This window comes from Mesorhizobium sp. M0227 (genome assembly GCF_040321855.1).
GTDB lineage: Bacteria > Pseudomonadota > Alphaproteobacteria > Rhizobiales > Rhizobiaceae > Mesorhizobium.
This window is the reverse complement of record NZ_JAMYSJ010000012.1, coordinates 137,158-152,466: the sequence shown is the minus strand read 5'-3', so window position 1 is coordinate 152,466 and position 15,309 is coordinate 137,158. Positions and strand designations below refer to the sequence as shown.

16 protein-coding genes and 1 pseudogene are annotated in these 15,309 nt (G+C 58.0%); 9 read left to right on the top strand and 8 right to left on the bottom strand.

Annotated features, from left to right (window positions below; all coding sequences use genetic code 11):
- Positions 1 to 5: 5 nt before the first annotated feature.
- The 5 genes and pseudogenes from NKJ00_RS18675 to NKJ00_RS18655 all read left to right on the top strand — a co-directional run bounded on the left by NKJ00_RS18675 (position 6) and on the right by NKJ00_RS18655 (position 4,247).
- Positions 6 to 251, top strand: a complete 246-nt coding sequence (locus NKJ00_RS18675; RefSeq protein WP_352630712.1) for a hypothetical protein — start codon at positions 6 to 8, stop codon at positions 249 to 251.
- Positions 252 to 445: 194 nt separating this feature from the next.
- A pseudogene (locus NKJ00_RS18670) lies at positions 446 to 1,939 on the top strand (cytochrome B6).
- A 53-nt stretch (positions 1,940 to 1,992) separates the two neighbouring features.
- A complete protein-coding gene (locus tag NKJ00_RS18665; protein WP_128305829.1) occupies positions 1,993 to 2,595 on the top strand; it encodes a DUF4142 domain-containing protein in 603 nt (200 codons plus the stop codon).
- 184 nt (positions 2,596 to 2,779) lie between these two features.
- Positions 2,780 to 3,073 carry a DUF768 domain-containing protein gene (locus NKJ00_RS18660; protein WP_128305828.1) on the top strand — a complete coding sequence of 98 codons (294 nt, stop codon included), beginning with the start codon at positions 2,780 to 2,782 and terminating at the stop codon, positions 3,071 to 3,073.
- A gap of 955 nt (positions 3,074 to 4,028) precedes the next feature.
- Positions 4,029 to 4,247: a hypothetical protein gene (locus NKJ00_RS18655; RefSeq protein ID WP_352630710.1), complete on the top strand. Its 219-nt coding sequence runs from the start codon at positions 4,029 to 4,031 to the stop codon at positions 4,245 to 4,247.
- Between the two features lie 71 nt (positions 4,248 to 4,318).
- On the opposite strand, the gene NKJ00_RS18650 is transcribed toward NKJ00_RS18655, so the two are convergent.
- Both NKJ00_RS18650 and NKJ00_RS18645 read right to left on the bottom strand, forming a co-directional pair.
- Positions 4,319 to 5,707, bottom strand: coding sequence for a phospholipase D-like domain-containing protein (locus NKJ00_RS18650; protein WP_352630707.1), 1,389 nt, complete (start codon positions 5,705 to 5,707; stop codon positions 4,319 to 4,321).
- Complete coding sequence (locus NKJ00_RS18645; protein WP_352630705.1) at positions 5,652 to 5,978, bottom strand: low affinity iron permease family protein; 327 nt, start codon at positions 5,976 to 5,978, stop codon at positions 5,652 to 5,654. The genes NKJ00_RS18650 and NKJ00_RS18645 overlap by 56 nt, the downstream gene beginning before the upstream one ends.
- Positions 5,979 to 6,491: 513 nt before the next feature.
- On the opposite strand from NKJ00_RS18645, the gene NKJ00_RS18640 reads away from it, so the two are divergent.
- The 3 genes from NKJ00_RS18640 (at position 6,492) to NKJ00_RS18630 (ending at position 8,185) form a co-directional block, all read left to right on the top strand.
- A complete protein-coding gene (locus tag NKJ00_RS18640; protein WP_352630703.1) occupies positions 6,492 to 6,740 on the top strand; it encodes a hypothetical protein in 249 nt (82 codons plus the stop codon).
- 111 nt (positions 6,741 to 6,851) lie between these two features.
- Positions 6,852 to 7,136 carry a DUF6894 family protein gene (locus NKJ00_RS18635; protein WP_352613335.1) on the top strand — a complete coding sequence of 95 codons (285 nt, stop codon included), beginning with the start codon at positions 6,852 to 6,854 and terminating at the stop codon, positions 7,134 to 7,136.
- Positions 7,133 to 8,185 carry an NAD(P)/FAD-dependent oxidoreductase gene (locus NKJ00_RS18630; protein WP_352630701.1) on the top strand — a complete coding sequence of 351 codons (1,053 nt, stop codon included), beginning with the start codon at positions 7,133 to 7,135 and terminating at the stop codon, positions 8,183 to 8,185. The genes NKJ00_RS18635 and NKJ00_RS18630 overlap by 4 nt, the downstream gene beginning before the upstream one ends.
- 836 nt (positions 8,186 to 9,021) lie before the next feature.
- Here NKJ00_RS18630 and NKJ00_RS18625 read toward each other — a convergent pair.
- From NKJ00_RS18625 to NKJ00_RS18610, 4 genes are all read right to left on the bottom strand, one after another.
- Entirely contained in the window at positions 9,022 to 9,339 is a 318-nt protein-coding gene (locus tag NKJ00_RS18625; RefSeq protein WP_352630699.1) for a hypothetical protein, read from the bottom strand.
- Between the two features lies 1 nt (position 9,340).
- A complete protein-coding gene (locus NKJ00_RS18620; protein ID WP_127296098.1) occupies positions 9,341 to 9,577 on the bottom strand; it encodes a DUF6894 family protein in 237 nt (78 codons plus the stop codon).
- A gap of 19 nt (positions 9,578 to 9,596) precedes the next feature.
- Positions 9,597 to 10,331: a Crp/Fnr family transcriptional regulator gene (locus NKJ00_RS18615; protein ID WP_352630697.1), complete on the bottom strand. Its 735-nt coding sequence runs from the start codon at positions 10,329 to 10,331 to the stop codon at positions 9,597 to 9,599.
- A 324-nt stretch (positions 10,332 to 10,655) separates the two neighbouring features.
- Positions 10,656 to 11,531: an MBL fold metallo-hydrolase gene (locus NKJ00_RS18610; RefSeq protein ID WP_128305823.1), complete on the bottom strand. Its 876-nt coding sequence runs from the start codon at positions 11,529 to 11,531 to the stop codon at positions 10,656 to 10,658.
- A gap of 205 nt (positions 11,532 to 11,736) precedes the next feature.
- On the opposite strand from NKJ00_RS18610, the gene NKJ00_RS18605 reads away from it, so the two are divergent.
- Positions 11,737 to 12,903: a beta-glucosidase gene (locus tag NKJ00_RS18605; protein WP_352630695.1), complete on the top strand. Its 1,167-nt coding sequence runs from the start codon at positions 11,737 to 11,739 to the stop codon at positions 12,901 to 12,903.
- A gap of 88 nt (positions 12,904 to 12,991) precedes the next feature.
- Here the strand turns inward: NKJ00_RS18605 and glf are convergent, their stop codons facing one another.
- Positions 12,992 to 14,134 (bottom strand): UDP-galactopyranose mutase, encoded by a 1,143-nt coding sequence (gene glf / locus NKJ00_RS18600; protein WP_352613341.1) that lies wholly within the window; start codon positions 14,132 to 14,134, stop codon positions 12,992 to 12,994.
- A 2-nt stretch (positions 14,135 to 14,136) separates the two neighbouring features.
- A complete protein-coding gene (locus tag NKJ00_RS18595) occupies positions 14,137 to 15,309 on the bottom strand; it encodes a glycosyltransferase family protein (RefSeq protein WP_023811918.1) in 1,173 nt (390 codons plus the stop codon).

The window sequence follows — 15,309 nt, the reverse complement described above, 5'->3', positions numbered from 1 at the left end:
TTCTTATGCAGATGATGGAAATTGTCGTCAGCCGAGACCAGGCACCGGTCGTGGAATTCCGCGGGGAGGGAGGCGAGTGTATTACAGTCACCCTGCAGGCCGGGCATAGTCTTCCCGACGACGAACTCATCGCAAAGGCCAAGGCTATGATGGTTCAGGTCGCTCAGTTCGGGATGGACCAGGTCAAAAGCGCAGTCACGTCTGATGGGTCGCCAACCGATGAGGTTATTCAATCCGAACTGTCGGGATAGAATAGCTTCGCAGGGTTACAGGGCACCAGTCGATCGGCGGGCGTGCAGTCATCAGCCAGAAAATGGCGAGATCGCGGGCAATAGTTCGAGCAGCACAATCGTGGTCCGCGTTCAGGCACGCAGATCGACGCATCTCCAAAACAGCGACACCGGTGATCACCGAGAAGCCGAGCGTGGGACGATCATGCGTTGCGTTGTCCAGTCGGCGGCTGATCGGCTTTTTCCAAAGCTCGGGAACAAAGCTGGCGCGCACTGGTTGGGGTCAAATTCAACGCTGTGGGGAGGAGATATGTCGCGTATCTTCAATCTTGGTTTGCCAGTCCTGCTTGGGGCTGCGACATTCGCGCTCAATGTTGCTTCGGACCCGCTGCCGCCGGATTTGACATATCGTCCATTGCCAAGCTTGCCTTTTTCCGCGGTCAAGGAGACTGACGAAGCGCAAAAACCGGCAGTGACACAACGGCAACGCGGCCTGCTTGAGAGACGTTACGATCTGGCTGACCGGCCGATGCGGGGCGTCATGATGTCGGGCGGGCGCAAAGCTGTGCAAGAAGGCTCGCGAGTGAAACTGCCCGGCAGGCGAAACCTGGAGCAGCTTGGCAGCGAAAACTCCTCAGGAAATTCGTGATCGTGGTCTGTTGCCGCAAGGTTTCCTGCCGTTGCCGCACGTCAAGCAGGCCACTGGAGGTCAGGTCTTTCCTGAAAGTCAGATAAGAGAGATCGGCGCTGATGAAGGACGGGATCTGCGTCGCTTCGATGTCGATTTCGACCTGCCGGATTATCTTACGCCGGAATTTCCACCTCCAATATTTCTCACCACGCACCCGGAGCTTGGCGATGTGTCGCGAGGTGATCTGCTGACGATACGCAACTTCTATGAATACATGAACGGCATCATCACGCCCGTGCAGATGGAAGGGCTTCGTCTGCTGTTGACGCCATTTCCGCAGGAGGAATTCAATCAGACCGAGGACAGGAAGGTAGCGATGCAAAGCACGGGTGTGGCGTGCCTCGATTGCCATTCCAATTTCCACACCAACGCGGCGTTTCACCTTACCCCGGACGTGCGGCCGCAAGCCGAGCGCTTCCGGCTCGACACGACCAGTCTGCGCGGCTTGTTCAACCAGCAGATCCACGGGTCCAAACGCTCGCTGCGTTCCGTGGAGGACTTTACGGAGTTCGAACAGCGCACTGCCTATTTCAACGGCGATCACGTGAGCGCCACCCGCAAGGGCGTGAATCTGCCGGATCGGCCCAACCAGGTTGCGATGATGGCGCAGATGCAGAACATCGTCGATTTTCCGCCGGCACCGAAGCTCGATCCGTTCGGACGACTTGACCCGGCTGCCGCCAATGCGCTGGAGATCAAGGGCGAGCAGGTGTTCATGGGAAAGGGCCGCTGCGGCGAATGTCATGTTCCAAGTCTGTCCTTCATGGACAACAACATGCACGATCTGAAGCTTGAGCGATTCTACAAAGTTGGCCAGACGTTCAACGATCAGGTTGCCATACCGGATGGACCGATCAAGACCTTCACGTTGCGCGGGATCAAGGATTCTCCGCCCTATCTTCATGACGGCCGCCTAATGACGCTGGGCGATACCGTAGAGTTCTTCAACCTGGTGCTCGGAACGAAGCTCGACCAATCGGAAAAGGATGCATTGGTGGCCTATCTGCTCACGCTCTAGAGCACCGGGGAAACCGCGGCCGAAGGTTAATTCGGTACTGAATGGAGGACATCATGCGTGCTGCCGTAATGACAGTAGCCCTGGCATTGTCGCCCTGCTGTGCGCTGGCGCAAATCGGCAATCCAGCCGGCCTTGCTCCCGATACGAGTATGGAGAAGCCTGGAGTTCCAGCACCGCATCAGACGAATTATCAGGATCGGCTTTTCGCCCAGCTGATTATGGTAGGCGGCAGGTCCGAGATAGAGCTAGGTCGGCTCGCGGCTGGAAAGACAAGTCACGATGGGGTTCGGGAATTTGCAAATCGGATGGTCGATGATCACGACAAGGCCAATGAGCAGCTGAAATCCGTGGCAGATAAAAGCAAAATTCCACTTCCCGAAGGGCTCGACCCAGATCACAAAAAAATCCGTTCCGATCTCGAAAAACTCGACGGCACCGCGTTTGAGCTGGCTTACCTGGGAGCGCAGATCGTCGATCACCAAAAGACGGCGCAACTCCTGGCTTGGGAGATAGGCTCGGGCGAGGATGCAGCGCTTCAGCGCTTCGCCTCCGAAAAGCTGCCGACGGTGCTGGAACATCTTGACCTGGCCCGCGCATTGCACGCGAAGCTGGCGGGGCAGGCCCTGTTTGCGCCGGATGCGCAAAAGACCAAATGAAGCGGCCGGTCCATGTGAACCCCTGAAAGTTCAGGCTGTCTTCCATGAATGTCAGCGCACGAGCGTCTTTTCGTAAGATGATCAGCCAAGCCTATCCTGAGCATAGCCCTTGCTGATTGGGAAAGTGACGGCATGGCGGAACTTCGGATCGCCGCCGCGCTTAACCCGGCGGAGGAGTTATCAGATGAACGCGACCAAAGAATTTTTTGAAAACTGGCTGCAGGAGAATGTCGGCACTCTGGCTGGCGAAGAGGAAGTCAGCTTCGCCGTGCTGGCCCAGCAATTCGAGCAGGATGCCGAAGCGGCCGGTTATGGTCGCGAGGTGCGTGAGGACGAGCTTGGAAACATTGAAGATGCGATCGAGCAAGCACTAAAGAATGCCGGAACTGGGGTGCATGGTGGCGTCGACGGAGAAGCCAGCGATGTGGCAGCCGTCATGGATGCGCTGGAGGTCGAAGATGCCAAAAGCGGGCCATAGGTTTTATCAGGTTAGCTCTATTCGTTTGTCGAAGTTGTCGGGGTAGCCCTATGGAGCAGTTTCGCAAGGACATGGCCGCCTTGGCAGAGCCGGCTTTCTGGGTGTCGATAGGTTTGCTTCTTGTCCCGTATGCGCTTGGAACCGTGCTCCTCGTCTGGACTTGCGGCTGCCTGTAAGGTTGACTGCAGACACACCCGGTAGTGGTTCAACGACCCTAGCGCCGAATTCCCTGCAATGCCGAGCTTATGCGTTTCCGCGGGATCCCTTGCTGCAGCAAAGTCTGAACCATCGCGTCGCGAGGAAAGTTCATCGTAGACACCTGCGGCATCACGCCGTTTGGACAACCTAAAGACCGACAACGTGTTCCAAGCGTGAAATCAGCTATGAACCTGCCTCGAGCAGTCCCGCTGCTCATTCGCGCACCTGCAAGGTGGGTCGTTATCAATCGCTGGACGCGAGTTGGCAAACGACGCCAGGCTCGGATCGCATGCCTTGGGATCCGCCGCTGCATCCGAAAAATAGCCCAGCAACTTGCGAGTTGGCTGGGAACACTTCCGCCATTTCGAAGTTGGGCCCGCATAGGAGAACCGAGATGGCCATCCCACGAGCGGACAACGACAACCACCTGCGCAAGAAGCCGGCTCATGCAGGCAAAAGCTCCGCCAAGAGGACGATAGACCAGGTTAGAGCACGACCCGGGTACAAAATGGCACCGCGGGCGATAAGAATTAAGGCGAGGCGCTGAGATGCCGCGGACCAATGATGACGGTCGCAACGAGAAGACCACATCAGCTGCAGCACTCATTGTCGACAAGGAACGTGCTGAGCGCGCCGCCAAGACGGCGCGGTTGAAGGAGGCTCGCCTCGCACAAGCCATCACGCCCGGTCCCAGCCAACGCAAGCCGCGTGTCACCAAAAGGTTCGCAGGATTTTTGTTGCTGGCTAGGAGGTGTCCGTGACTCGCAATCACGACAAGGAAAGATACGACCGCGCCAAACGTATCAGCCAACAGATGCTGGACGCTGAACGAGCCGAACGCGCCGAGAAGACGGCGCGGCTGAGACAAGCAAGGCTTGCACAGCATCTGGTGGAGTCGTCGCCGGCGCAACCGCAAATTCATCGAAATCCATTCAGGCTCTCAAAAAGAGAAGCCGTAAAGCGGCGCGGCGTTTAACTTCGACCAAGAGCGTCTATCAATACCAATCGCGAGCAATCGCGGGGACTTTGCATCTCCGCACCTCGCCATTAAAGCTGGGAGCGAAACCTGCTCGCAAAGTAGTCGGTGACCTTTTCGCTTAGCGGACGAGCTTGCCATTCTTCCACACTGACCTGCCTTGATCGTTTCAGGTCCTCGTTGAAAACGTCTATTTGCGTCCGCGCGAATTCCATGCCGTAGACATTCAGAGTGGCCTCATCGTTGAGGCGCAAGGAACGCTCATCCAAATTAGCCGAGCCAAAGCTCACCCAGACATCGTCGACGATCAAAAGCTTCGGATGGTACATTGTGGGTTGAAACTCAAAGATGCGCACACCGGCCTTGAGCAATTCGCCCCAGAAGTAACGTGAACCCTTTCGCACTATAGGCACATCCGTCAGCCAATTGGGAACGATGATATCGACCGAGACGCCTCGCCTCCTTGCATCAAGAATCTGCTGCAGGGCTATGTCGTCCGGCACGAAGTAGGCCATGCCGATGCGCAGATGGTCCTTGGCCGCGGCTATTGCCGCCAACATCATCAACTCCATGTTCTCCGAGCCGTTTGGCTGCGAAGAAAGTATTAGTTGGGCATCGAGCCCACCAGCGGGCGCAACTGCAGGGTAGAACTTCGCGCCCTGCAATGTCTCGCCGGTCGTCTCCAGCCAGTTTTCGGCGAACGCCGCCTGGAATGCGGCCACGGCGGGTCCTTCGATCCGGTAGTGCGTGTCGCGCCATTCATTTGAGTTGCGTGCGTTCCCGCGCCAATTATCGGCAATGCCGACCCCGCCAGTGAAAGCGACCCGGCCATCGACGATCAGCAGCTTGCGATGAGTTCGGTTGTTTACACGGTCCAACGTATACCAGCGTAGCGGCCGATAGCGTTCGAACCTCACACCGGCCGTGGTCATGATGTGGATCAAGTCCTCGTCGAAGGGAAGGCTGCCAACCCCGTCGACGTTCACGCGGACTTCGACGCCTTCGCTGGCCTTGGCCGCCAATGCGATTGCGAACTCGTAGCCGATGGCTCCCGACCAATAAATATATGTCTCGATGTCGACGCTGGATCGAGCCGCCCCGATTGCTTGCAGCATTGACGGAAATATTTCGTCCCCGTTGATGAGAGTTTGGACCGCATTGGAGCCGAACATCTGCCCTTGCGAATAGCTGCTCATCGTCTTGGAAAATTGGGGATCCGTAGCGTCGAACCGATGGGGAACGATTGATCGTAGAACGCGCGACTCTGGAGTGAGATTTATGATCAACACCGTGAGCAGGCTGGCGATGGTGGCAATGGCCAGATAGATGAGCACCTTTCGCCAAAGCTCAATACCGGAGGTCTTCTTGCGGGCGCCTGACGCAACGGAACCGAAAGGCTGCACGTCAATCGCCCCGCTGCCGGCGATGGCGATGTTTTTCGATCTCCTCGGGCTCTTCATCGTCGATCCGCGTGATGTTTGAAGCCGCGTGATCTGACCGCAGAATCTCGTCAAGCTTGGCGTGGATCGCTTGAGTGTCGCGGTGCTCCGCGCGCTGGATGAACAGCGTCATCGCCCAAGTAAACAATGTAGCGGCTCCATGCCAATCCAAGCTCTGTCGCTCGGAAATCATCCAAAGGATTGCATAGGCCAGCAACACCAGGAACGCTGCGGGACGGGAAGTCAATGTGCCGATTGAGGTAAGGGCGCTCGTGACCGGATGATTTGCCATTCCAAAGAACTCGCGGCAGTGCCCCTGGTTCCGCGGGGCATTATATCCCCCCGCCATGAATCAACAAAAGGTACAGTTGAGCAGCGCACGCTTTCCAGGTGTCCTGCGTCGGCCCTCCCACATGCCATCCGGCATCGAGAACGGTCTCGATTTGGATAGTCTCGCCAAGCGTTCGGTTCAGCAAACGCTCATATCGGCGACGAGGCGATTTGGATTCAGCCGCTTCGGCACCTGCGGTTGCGCTTGGTAAATTCTGCTGCACGTTGTGCCCCATCAATCGCGCCGCGAAGAGTTATAGTCGCTGGAGTATAGGGCTTCGCCGTCTACACCCTTGCGCGAAGGTTAAGCGATGAATGGGCCGTGGGGCGATCTTCACGCATGAACAACGGCCGAGTGCATCATAGTTTAATGACAGCTGGTGGGCTGTGCCGCATAAAGCCGTGGTCAGCGGCTGTGTAACGGGTTTCGCTGCTTGGAGCGACTATCGCACTCTCGCCCGTTTGGAGGAGCCTGATGCTTAACCGACCCATCCGCATGAACACAGAAGCTCTCTACCCCAGTGACCTGAATATCCTTCGCGCGGCATTTGACGCGCTGTGCCAGGAATTTGCCATTTTGCCTGACACGGCGGCGGCCTATGCCGTCGCAAGAGAGTTGATCAGGCTGTTCCAAACAGGAATGACGGAAGCGGCCAAGCTGATGATTGCCGTGCGCGCACGTTGGCGGGACGATTGGGAGATGGGACGCAGCAACGCTGCCTGACGTTGGATGGTCATGCGAACACCATCCGCTGCATCCTTTTCGACACCGCCGCGTTGACCGTCAAACCTGCCAGAAATGGCCGATCCGCTGGCACACCGACTGGAGCAACCGATGCCGAAATTTCGCTTCGAGTTTATCGAAGGCATGTCGCAGCCTGCAATCTTCGCCGATATGGCTGATCGAGATGAGGCTGTCAGGGAGGCGAAGCGCGTTGCCAAAGAGGCCATGCTCGACGGAATTGTCGACGGCGTGGACCCGACCAGTTGGGTGACGAAGGTTTACGATGAGGCAGGCTATCTCGTCGCCACTCTCGGATTCCAGGATCTGGTCGCCGCGCCCAAGGATACGGAAGAGTTCAAGGAAACAGAGGAGCCTGGCGTCTTACGGTCGGGTTGAAGTCTGGTGTCTACGCTGTTGCCATCGAGCCAGATGTCCCGAAGACCGCCCTTGGAACATCGCACGAACCAAATCGTTCGCCGGTGATGCGCCCAACCATGCACGATAGCCACGTCAGTCGACCGGCCGCCGAGACCCAAGATGTCCTGATCGTCGGAGGCGGGCCGGCAGGACTGACCGCCGCTCAATATCTTGCCCGTTTTCGCCATCGCGTGCTGGTGATCGATGCCGGCGATCCTCGTGCCGCCTTGATCCCAACGAGCCATAACTGTCCTGGCTTTCCCGAAGGGATAAGTGGAGCCGATATCCTGGATCGCCTTCGACGTCACGCCACCTTGTATGGAGCCACTCTGGTTGGAGGGCAGGTCTATTCCCTCGCCCCTGCCTATGGAGGGTTCGTCACTGAGACCTCGATTGGCGCAATCCGGACACGCAAGGTGTTTTTGGCGACAGGGATCACCGACACGACACCCGTCATTCCGCGTCTACGCGAGGCAATTGCCGCAGGTGTCATTCGACTCTGCCCAGTATGCGATGGGTATGAGGCGATCGACCAGAAGATTGCGGTCGTCGGGCACGACGTGAGAGCCTTGAAAGAGGCCATTTTTCTCAGTCGGTTTACACCGCTCATAACGATGCTTGGAAGCGACGCATCCGACTTTTCGCTCAGCACTCGTAGTGCGGCGAGGGCAAGAGGCATAGTCATCGGTGACGCTCTCGACACGCTCTGTCCGGCAGCAGACGGCTGCGAGGCGATTTTGAAAGATGGGACTTCATACCGCTTCGATGCCATTTATCTGGCACTCGGATGCAAGGTTCGTTCTCAACTCGCCGAGGCCGTTGGCGCAAGATGTTGTGAAGACGGCTATGTCACAGTCGACGAGCATCAGCAGACTTCCATCCACGGCATGTACGCCATCGGTGACGTTGTCAAAGCGTTGAACCAGATAGCCGTCGCTTTTGGACAGGCTGCCATTGCCGCGTCGCATGCCCATAGAGAGCTGGAGAGCGCCGAGCGGACTGGATTTGCAGATCAGCCTTCTCAATGAACATGAGACCACGCGGCTGATCGGGATGTCGGCCGCTTGACGGCGCGTCGGAACGTCTCGACCCCGGCCGACAAGAAGTTGCCGCGCCCTGCAATCGCAGCAGATGATCCCGCCAACAGTTACAGCCGCGGAACATTCACTGCGGCACGAGGTTTGGCTGCAGGCCTACAATCCTCCCTCATTGTCTGGGCCTTGAGGCTGCCGAAGCAGCTTCGGCCCGTCTCGGCTTTGTCCGGGGCGGGCTTTCCATCTCGGAAGAGGCTTTCCGGATGTAGTTGAGGCAGATCACGCCGTAGACCGATAAAAGGCCGTTGCTGGTTCGAGCGGACGCCATTTTGTTTGCCTCCCGAGAACACGTGGAACATTCTTTCTCGTCCAGCGTTAGCGCGCGCCGGACGACCTGTTCTGCGATCTCTTGCTGGCCGGCATCAGAGGTTGCAACCACAGCTTCAGCCCGCCTCGGCCCCTCTCGAGACGGGCGGCGCGCGGAGTTGAGATGCGATGCATAGAGACGCCTTCACGCCATCAGAACTTGCCCTACTCAGTCGCGTCTTCGCACGCAGCAAAATCAAAAACGAAACCGCAACCGAGAGGGAACGCCGGGCATCACGTATTCTGGCCTACTACCAGGCGGGGATCACGGACGAGGATGAGTTAGAACAGCTTTCTCGCCAACCGCTGGGAAGGTGACGATTAGTCTTCCTTCTTCAGAGCTTCCGCCTCGTCTTTGAGCTTCGGCCAATCGGCGCCGTGCTTGCGAAGCAGCGTTCGGGCCTGCTTGGGGTCAATGTCCGTGAGCTCGACCAGATGTTCGACCTCAAGTTCCTGGCCTTTCGCTACCCGGCTTGCTTCGTTCGCTTTTCGTTGCACTTCGACACCCACTGCTGAGACAACATGAACGAGCGCCGAAAGTGCGCGTTCCAGAACTTCATCAAAAAATACGCGACACCGATTAAAATCAGTCGGGTTGGGCCAAGTATCGGACGGGCCATGGCCTTCTGCTGTGCCTTGCCGATTTCTTCCCTGCGGGGAACCGAAGCTTGCCTGTAGGTCGCAAATGCGGCGACATCTTCGTGCGACTGTCCGATCACGCGGCGTTCGGGTTTATGTGCCGTCGCTCGGCAGCTTTCTGACGCGGCAAGTCCGGTGCGCACGTCACCTCATCAACTTGATCTGCAGCGAGATGCTCAGCCTCAGAATCCTGTCGCCGTTTTCGTTCCGCACTTCAACAAACACTTGCTGCCCGTCCACCTCAGTGAGTGCATCTCTCGTAAGGTCGATAAGGCCCTCGAAGCCCACGCGGCGCACCTCCTCCAAACCGGCACATTCGATGCCGATTTGGTCCTCGAAGACCAGATCGTGATCGCCACTATCAAAGAAAAATCGTGCCATGCGAGAGCTTCCGTCACCACTAAACTGCAGGGTTCCTTTGGTGCAGGTAGGTCGTGTCGAAATCACCTGCATGAGTGAGGCCAAGCCAATCCAGAACATGCACTCTTGATCCTGTGGTGGCGATGAGGCCTCTACGTCGAAGTTCCTGAAGCATTCGGTTGACGTGGACTGTGGACAAGCCCAATGCATCGCCAAGGGCTGCCTGGGTAATGGGAAGATCCGCGACGTGATCCTGGATGCGTCCAACCGAGCGCAAGCGAAAAATCAATTCGCACAATATGTGCGCCATGCGCGTGTATGCCTCGCGTCTTCCCACATTAGTGACCCATTCCCTGTAAATAGCTGCATCGATCAGGGTCGACCGCCAAAAAGCCGTCGCGATTCGAGGATGCTGTTCGCAAACGGCGCGAAGAGCGTCATGTCGTATGAAGCCCAGTCTAGCTGCTGTGAGGGTCGTAAAATTGCAATCCATGACCGACAGATGCAGTCCGTGCAGATCCGGAATATCCCCAGCCACAAAGAAGGATGTAATCTGGCGTTTGCCGTCGCCGGTAAGTTTGGTGGAACCGAGCAGGCCATCCAAAACGACAAACGAACTGACAGGACGGTCCCCCTCACGCACCAGGTCGTAGTTGGGCAAAAAATCCTTCTCCTGGATCGGGATGCTCTTCAAAACGTCGATGTCGGTCTGTCGAACATCCGAGCTGCTCAGGAGTTTGCGGATAAGTACATCCGAGGATGAGGTGGGAGACAAATTTGCTACCTAGCTTATGTTATTTATCGAACTTGCATTCGCGCTGAAAGTTCCGTGACATTACAGAGCGGCGGCGGAGAACGGTGATTGGACCGCCGCACAATCGAACCCGCAGTTATGCCGCCCATAGGGGAGCCTGCGGAGCCACGCATTAACCTATGACATGGGCTGTGTTCGAAATTGTCGCTGAGAAAACCATTGGCGCCAATTCGGCAAGGCTTTGACGTCCGCAACGGAACATATGCCCCAACTGGCGCTACGAGGTTGTTCCGCCGAGACAATCTGCAAGCAACTTGGAGCGGCAATACAGCTCCTGGCGCTCCGCTAAGCTCCGCTATTTGAAACAGTGGCTGGCTCACGCACGAACTTCATCCGCGGCGGCACGGCGAATGCCGTGAACCGCTCAGCCAGTCTGTCGAGGGCTTGGCGCATGCCAACTCCCGCAGCTGGCGCTCCGTGTCCGCTGATCACCATCTGCGGCTTCAGCGCAGCCAGTTGTTTCACGGATTTTTCCGCCGCATCCCAATCCGGTGTGAAGTAGCGCGGTGGACCATGCATCTCCAAGTCCTGAACGGCGACTTCATAGACCGACTCCTGACCCGTGGTGATGAAGGCGTCCCCAGCGATCAGCGAGCGGTCTTCTTCGCGCCAGAGAGAGACATGCCCCGGCGCATGCCCGGGCGTGTGCAGCCAGCGCCATCCGGGCATGCCGGGGACCGATCCGTCGGCCGGCAAGAGTTGCAGGCGATCTCCGAGATCGATTGGGCCACGAGGAAAGAGTGGCGAAAGCAGCGCTATCAGGCCGCCCCCCACCCAAGGATCAGGCGGTGGATAGGACCCGGTTCCGTCCAAATAGGGACGCTCGAGCGGGTGCGCGAAAACGGGCGCATCCCATGTGCCGGCCAGATCCACAACCGCTCCCACATGGTCGAAATGGCCATGGGTCAAGATGATCGCGGCGGGCCGCGCGCCGGCTCCAAAGCGCTTTTCCGCGACCGCCAGGATGCTGCTTCGCGACGTCGGCAAACCCGTATCGATCAGGACCCAGTTTCGATCTCCGCTGCCGGGAGCGCCGAAGAACACGACATTCACAATTGTCAGCCGCAAATAGGCCAAATCCGGCGCGATGCTCCAGACGCCGTCGCCACGATCCTCGCGCCTGGCATGGTCGATGTCGGAAAGTCGAATCTGAACGGTCATGCTGTTCCCTGCCTCCGTTGTAACCGCTGGACAATCGATGACGGCTCGGTCCCGAACTTGCCTCGGCGCACCTTGTTCCCTGGCTCCTGTCTGCTCCACCGGCTCGGTGGGCTCGATCGGGGAACAAAGGCTCGACCATCCGGGTTTGGCCCTGAGTAATACACTGGACGATGGTGCAGCATGGCAAATGAGAAGGGGTTGCCGCATGAGCGAAGCAGCACAAAGCGATAGCGATGGCTTGACTTCGATTGCGGGCACGTCGGCGTTCGCCAGTTTTTTCATGGCTGGCTTTGAGTGCTCGTCGCACCGGCGCAAGGACGGCGTTCGCCTCGATCTTATCCGCGCGACGTCGCATTATTTGCATGCCCTGGGCGACTACCGCGGTTGCGCCGAACTCGGTCTTCGTACCATCCGCGACGGTTTGCGCTGGCACCTCATCGAAACCGCTCCTGGGACCTATGACTGGTCAAGCTGGACGCCGATGGTCGAAGCAGCGCAATCGGCAGGTGTCCAGGTCATCTGGGACATTTTCCACTACGGATCTCCAGACCACGTTGAACAGGGGTCGATGCATTTCATCGATGCCTATGCCTCGTTCGCTGCGGAAGCTGTGAGGGTCCATCGTTCAATCGCCGGTACAGCGCCTCTGTTGTGCCCAATCAACGAAATTTCGTTTTTCGCCTGGGCTGTTGAGGTCGGGTATTTCCCGCGCGTCGGCCCGAAGAAGCGGGGATGGTTCAAGCGGCACCTCGTGAAAGCTGCAATAGCTGGCGTTCGGGCAATGCGGGAGGTCGATCCCGCTTGCAGATTTGTCTGGGCCGAGCCGCTTATCCACATTGCTCCTCGCGACCGAACGCGGGCCGAATGGCGCCGGGCCGAAAATGCCCGTCTCGGACAGTTCGAAGCTTACGACATGCTGCTGGGCCGGGCAGAACCAGAGTTGGGGGGCAGCGAAGATGTTGTCGATGTCGTTGGCCTGAATTTCTACCCACACAATCAGTGGTACCTAAACGGGCCGACGATTCCGATGGGGCATCACGAGTACCGTGCCCTATCGGAGATGCTGATTGAGGTCGCGCGTCGATACGGCAAGCCGATGTTCATCGCCGAGACCGGCTCCGAAGGATCGGGCGGGGCGGCTTGGCTCCATTATGTCTGCGACGAGGTGCGTGCCGCAATCGGTCTCGAAGCGCCGATCGAAGGTATTTGCCTATACCCGATAACCGCCTATCCGGGCTGGGACAATTCGCGGCATGCGGAAGTGGGATTGTTTTCGGTCATCCAGGCGAACGGCAGCCGACATGTCCGCACGCCCATCGCGGATGAATTGGCCCGCCAGCAAACTTTGTTCGCGGCGAACCCGACGCGTTAAATACATGAGCGGCACAAGGGACTGTTGCGAGCGCTGTTGGCGCCGCGTTGCCAAGCCCGATGCTCCCAAGTACGTCTAGGTGGGGGAGCTACAGCGCCCCTTCGGCCAACGACGCCTTCCTCGCGCTCGCCCATTCCGGGACGCTCTTTTGGATGCGGGCGAAAGTAGCCAGAGCCTGCCCGACCACTTGATCCATATTGTAGTAGCGGTAGGTTGCCAGGCGGCCGACAAACCACACGTCGGGACAGGTTGCGCCGAGCGCTTCGTAACGCTTGTAGAGCTCTTCGTTTTCGGCCCGCGGCACCGGATAGTACGGGTCCCCGATATCGGTGGGATATTCGTAGGTCAGGCTGGTCCGCGCGTTCTGCTGGCCGGTCAGATGTTTGTACTCGGTGATGCGGGTGTAATTTTCCGTCTGGGGGTAGTTGACGACGGCAACCGGCTGAAACTGCTCTTGGTCGAGGGTGACGTGCTCGAAACGGAGCGAGCGATAAGGAAGACGCCCGAGCTGCCAGCCGAAGTATTCGTCGATCGGGCCGGTATAGATCAGGTGGTTGAATGGTATCTCGTCACGAATTTCGCGGAAGTCGGTCTGCAACATGACCTTGATGTTCGGATGGTCGAGCATGCGTTCGAACATTCTCGTGTACCCGCCGGCCGGCATCTTCTGGAAGCTGTCGCTAAAATAGCGGTCATCGCGGTTGGTTCTGGTCGGCACTCGTGCCGTCACTGATTTGCTCAGTTGGCTAGGATCGACGCCCCATTGCTTCCTGGTGTAGCCACGGAAGAATTTCTCATAGAGTTCGCGTCCCACCGTGCTGACGACGACGTCCTCGGCCGTTCGTACGTCCTCTACGGTTTCGCGCCGCGACGCGAAGAACTCCTCCAACTGTGTGGAATTCAGGTCGAGGCCGTAAAGGCGATTTACCGTGTCGAGATTGATCGGGATGGGAAGCAGTTTCTCATCCACGGCCGCCAGCACCCTATGCTCGTATGTGCGCCATTCCGTGAACTGCGAGAGGTAGTCCACGATCGACTGGCTGTTGGTGTGAAAAATATGTGGCCCATAACGATGGATGAGGATGCCGGCTTCATTATAGCAATCATAGGCGTTGCCGCCGACATGGCTGCGGCGGTCGACCAGGAGAACACTTTCGTGGCGCTGGGAGGCTATCCTTTCAGCAAGCACGCTGCCGGCAAATCCCGCGCCGACGATCAGCCAATCGAACATGGCTATGCACTCCTGCGGAGAGGGATGACCTTCTTACCTCGATAGGCACGCTCGATGTGAGCGGTCATGCCACTCCATGTCTTTTGCCAAGACATGTCCGCAAGATAGGCGTCGACTTGCGGCAGGAACGTCTCACGAGGTCGCAATAGAATGGAGCGCAGCTTGATTTCCAGATCGTCACTGTCGGCGATTTCCACCAGTCCAGCAGCGCCGTAGCTGCGCACAACGTCAACGATTGCCGTCGAGATCACCGGGAGACCGGCCGCTAGGAACTCTGGCGTCTTGGTCGGACTGATGAAGCGGGTCGCTTCGTTGAGTGCAAACGGCATCCAACCGGCATCCCAATGGCGCATATAGTGGGGCAGGTCGCAGTAGGCCTTCGCGCCCAACCAATGCAGGTTTTCGGCTCTGGGCAGGGTTGCGGGGTCGATCTTGACGACCGGGCCAAGCATCACGAAATGCACGTCCGACATAGTCTCCGCCGCCTGCGCTACGAGCTCGACGTCCAGCCGCTCGTCGATAACTCCGAAATATCCGACCCTCGGATGAGGAATGCCGGCCTGGTCGGTTGGCTCCTTTCCTGGGCGTCTCGCAGTGTGAAAGTGCTTCACATCGATGCTGCTAGGAAAAGGGAAGATCGCGTGATGCAGGTGACGCTTGGTCTCGAACAGGCTTAGGCCTCCGGTGAAAACGAGATCGGCGCGGCGCAGCAGGGCCTTTTCCATCTGCCCCAGCTCGGGCGGCGCATTCTTGAATGCGGAGAGTTCGTCCATGCAGTCATAGATGCATATGTCTGGGTCGAGGTGCTCGGTGAAGCGCAGAGCCATCGGCGTGTAGTACCAAGCGATCAACCGGCTGTGCGGCATTGAAGCTATGATCTGCTGGACAAATCTCCGCTGGACGGCATCTGCTTTCGCGGCCGACATGCCGAGCGGAAGCACTGGCGTCACAATTAGAATGCTTGGCGCTGCCTCGCTCGTCCGCATCAGCGGCTGTGGCAGGTCTTCGAAAACAGGCTCTTCGAAGTAGACCACTCTCTGCTGCATGGAGGCGAGACTGAGGATATGTTGCGGGCGTTGATGAACGAAATTCCACCGCAAATGGGAGAAGCAAACCAGTAGATTTTCCCTGCCAGCGCGGTTACTGGCGACTGCCCCACCCAAGGCTGCTTCCAT

What these genes read in the sequence shown, in the direction of transcription:
- glf (WP_352613341.1), bottom strand. Translation starts at nt 14,134, where the DNA reads ATGTTCGATTGGCTGATCGTCGGCGCGGGATTTGCCGGCAGCGTGCTT.
- NKJ00_RS18675 (WP_352630712.1), top strand. Translation starts at nt 6, where the DNA reads ATGCAGATGATGGAAATTGTCGTCAGCCGAGACCAGGCACCGGTCGTG.
- NKJ00_RS18595 (WP_023811918.1), bottom strand. Translation starts at nt 15,309, where the DNA reads ATGGAAGCAGCCTTGGGTGGGGCAGTCGCCAGTAACCGCGCTGGCAGG.
- NKJ00_RS18650 (WP_352630707.1), bottom strand. Translation starts at nt 5,707, where the DNA reads ATGAAGAGCCCGAGGAGATCGAAAAACATCGCCATCGCCGGCAGCGGG.
- NKJ00_RS18640 (WP_352630703.1), top strand. Translation starts at nt 6,492, where the DNA reads ATGCTTAACCGACCCATCCGCATGAACACAGAAGCTCTCTACCCCAGT.
- NKJ00_RS18620 (WP_127296098.1), bottom strand. Translation starts at nt 9,577, where the DNA reads ATGGCACGATTTTTCTTTGATAGTGGCGATCACGATCTGGTCTTCGAG.
- NKJ00_RS18605 (WP_352630695.1), top strand. Translation starts at nt 11,737, where the DNA reads ATGAGCGAAGCAGCACAAAGCGATAGCGATGGCTTGACTTCGATTGCG.
- NKJ00_RS18665 (WP_128305829.1), top strand. Translation starts at nt 1,993, where the DNA reads ATGCGTGCTGCCGTAATGACAGTAGCCCTGGCATTGTCGCCCTGCTGT.
- NKJ00_RS18660 (WP_128305828.1), top strand. Translation starts at nt 2,780, where the DNA reads ATGAACGCGACCAAAGAATTTTTTGAAAACTGGCTGCAGGAGAATGTC.
- NKJ00_RS18635 (WP_352613335.1), top strand. Translation starts at nt 6,852, where the DNA reads ATGCCGAAATTTCGCTTCGAGTTTATCGAAGGCATGTCGCAGCCTGCA.
- NKJ00_RS18610 (WP_128305823.1), bottom strand. Translation starts at nt 11,531, where the DNA reads ATGACCGTTCAGATTCGACTTTCCGACATCGACCATGCCAGGCGCGAG.
- NKJ00_RS18645 (WP_352630705.1), bottom strand. Translation starts at nt 5,978, where the DNA reads ATGGCAAATCATCCGGTCACGAGCGCCCTTACCTCAATCGGCACATTG.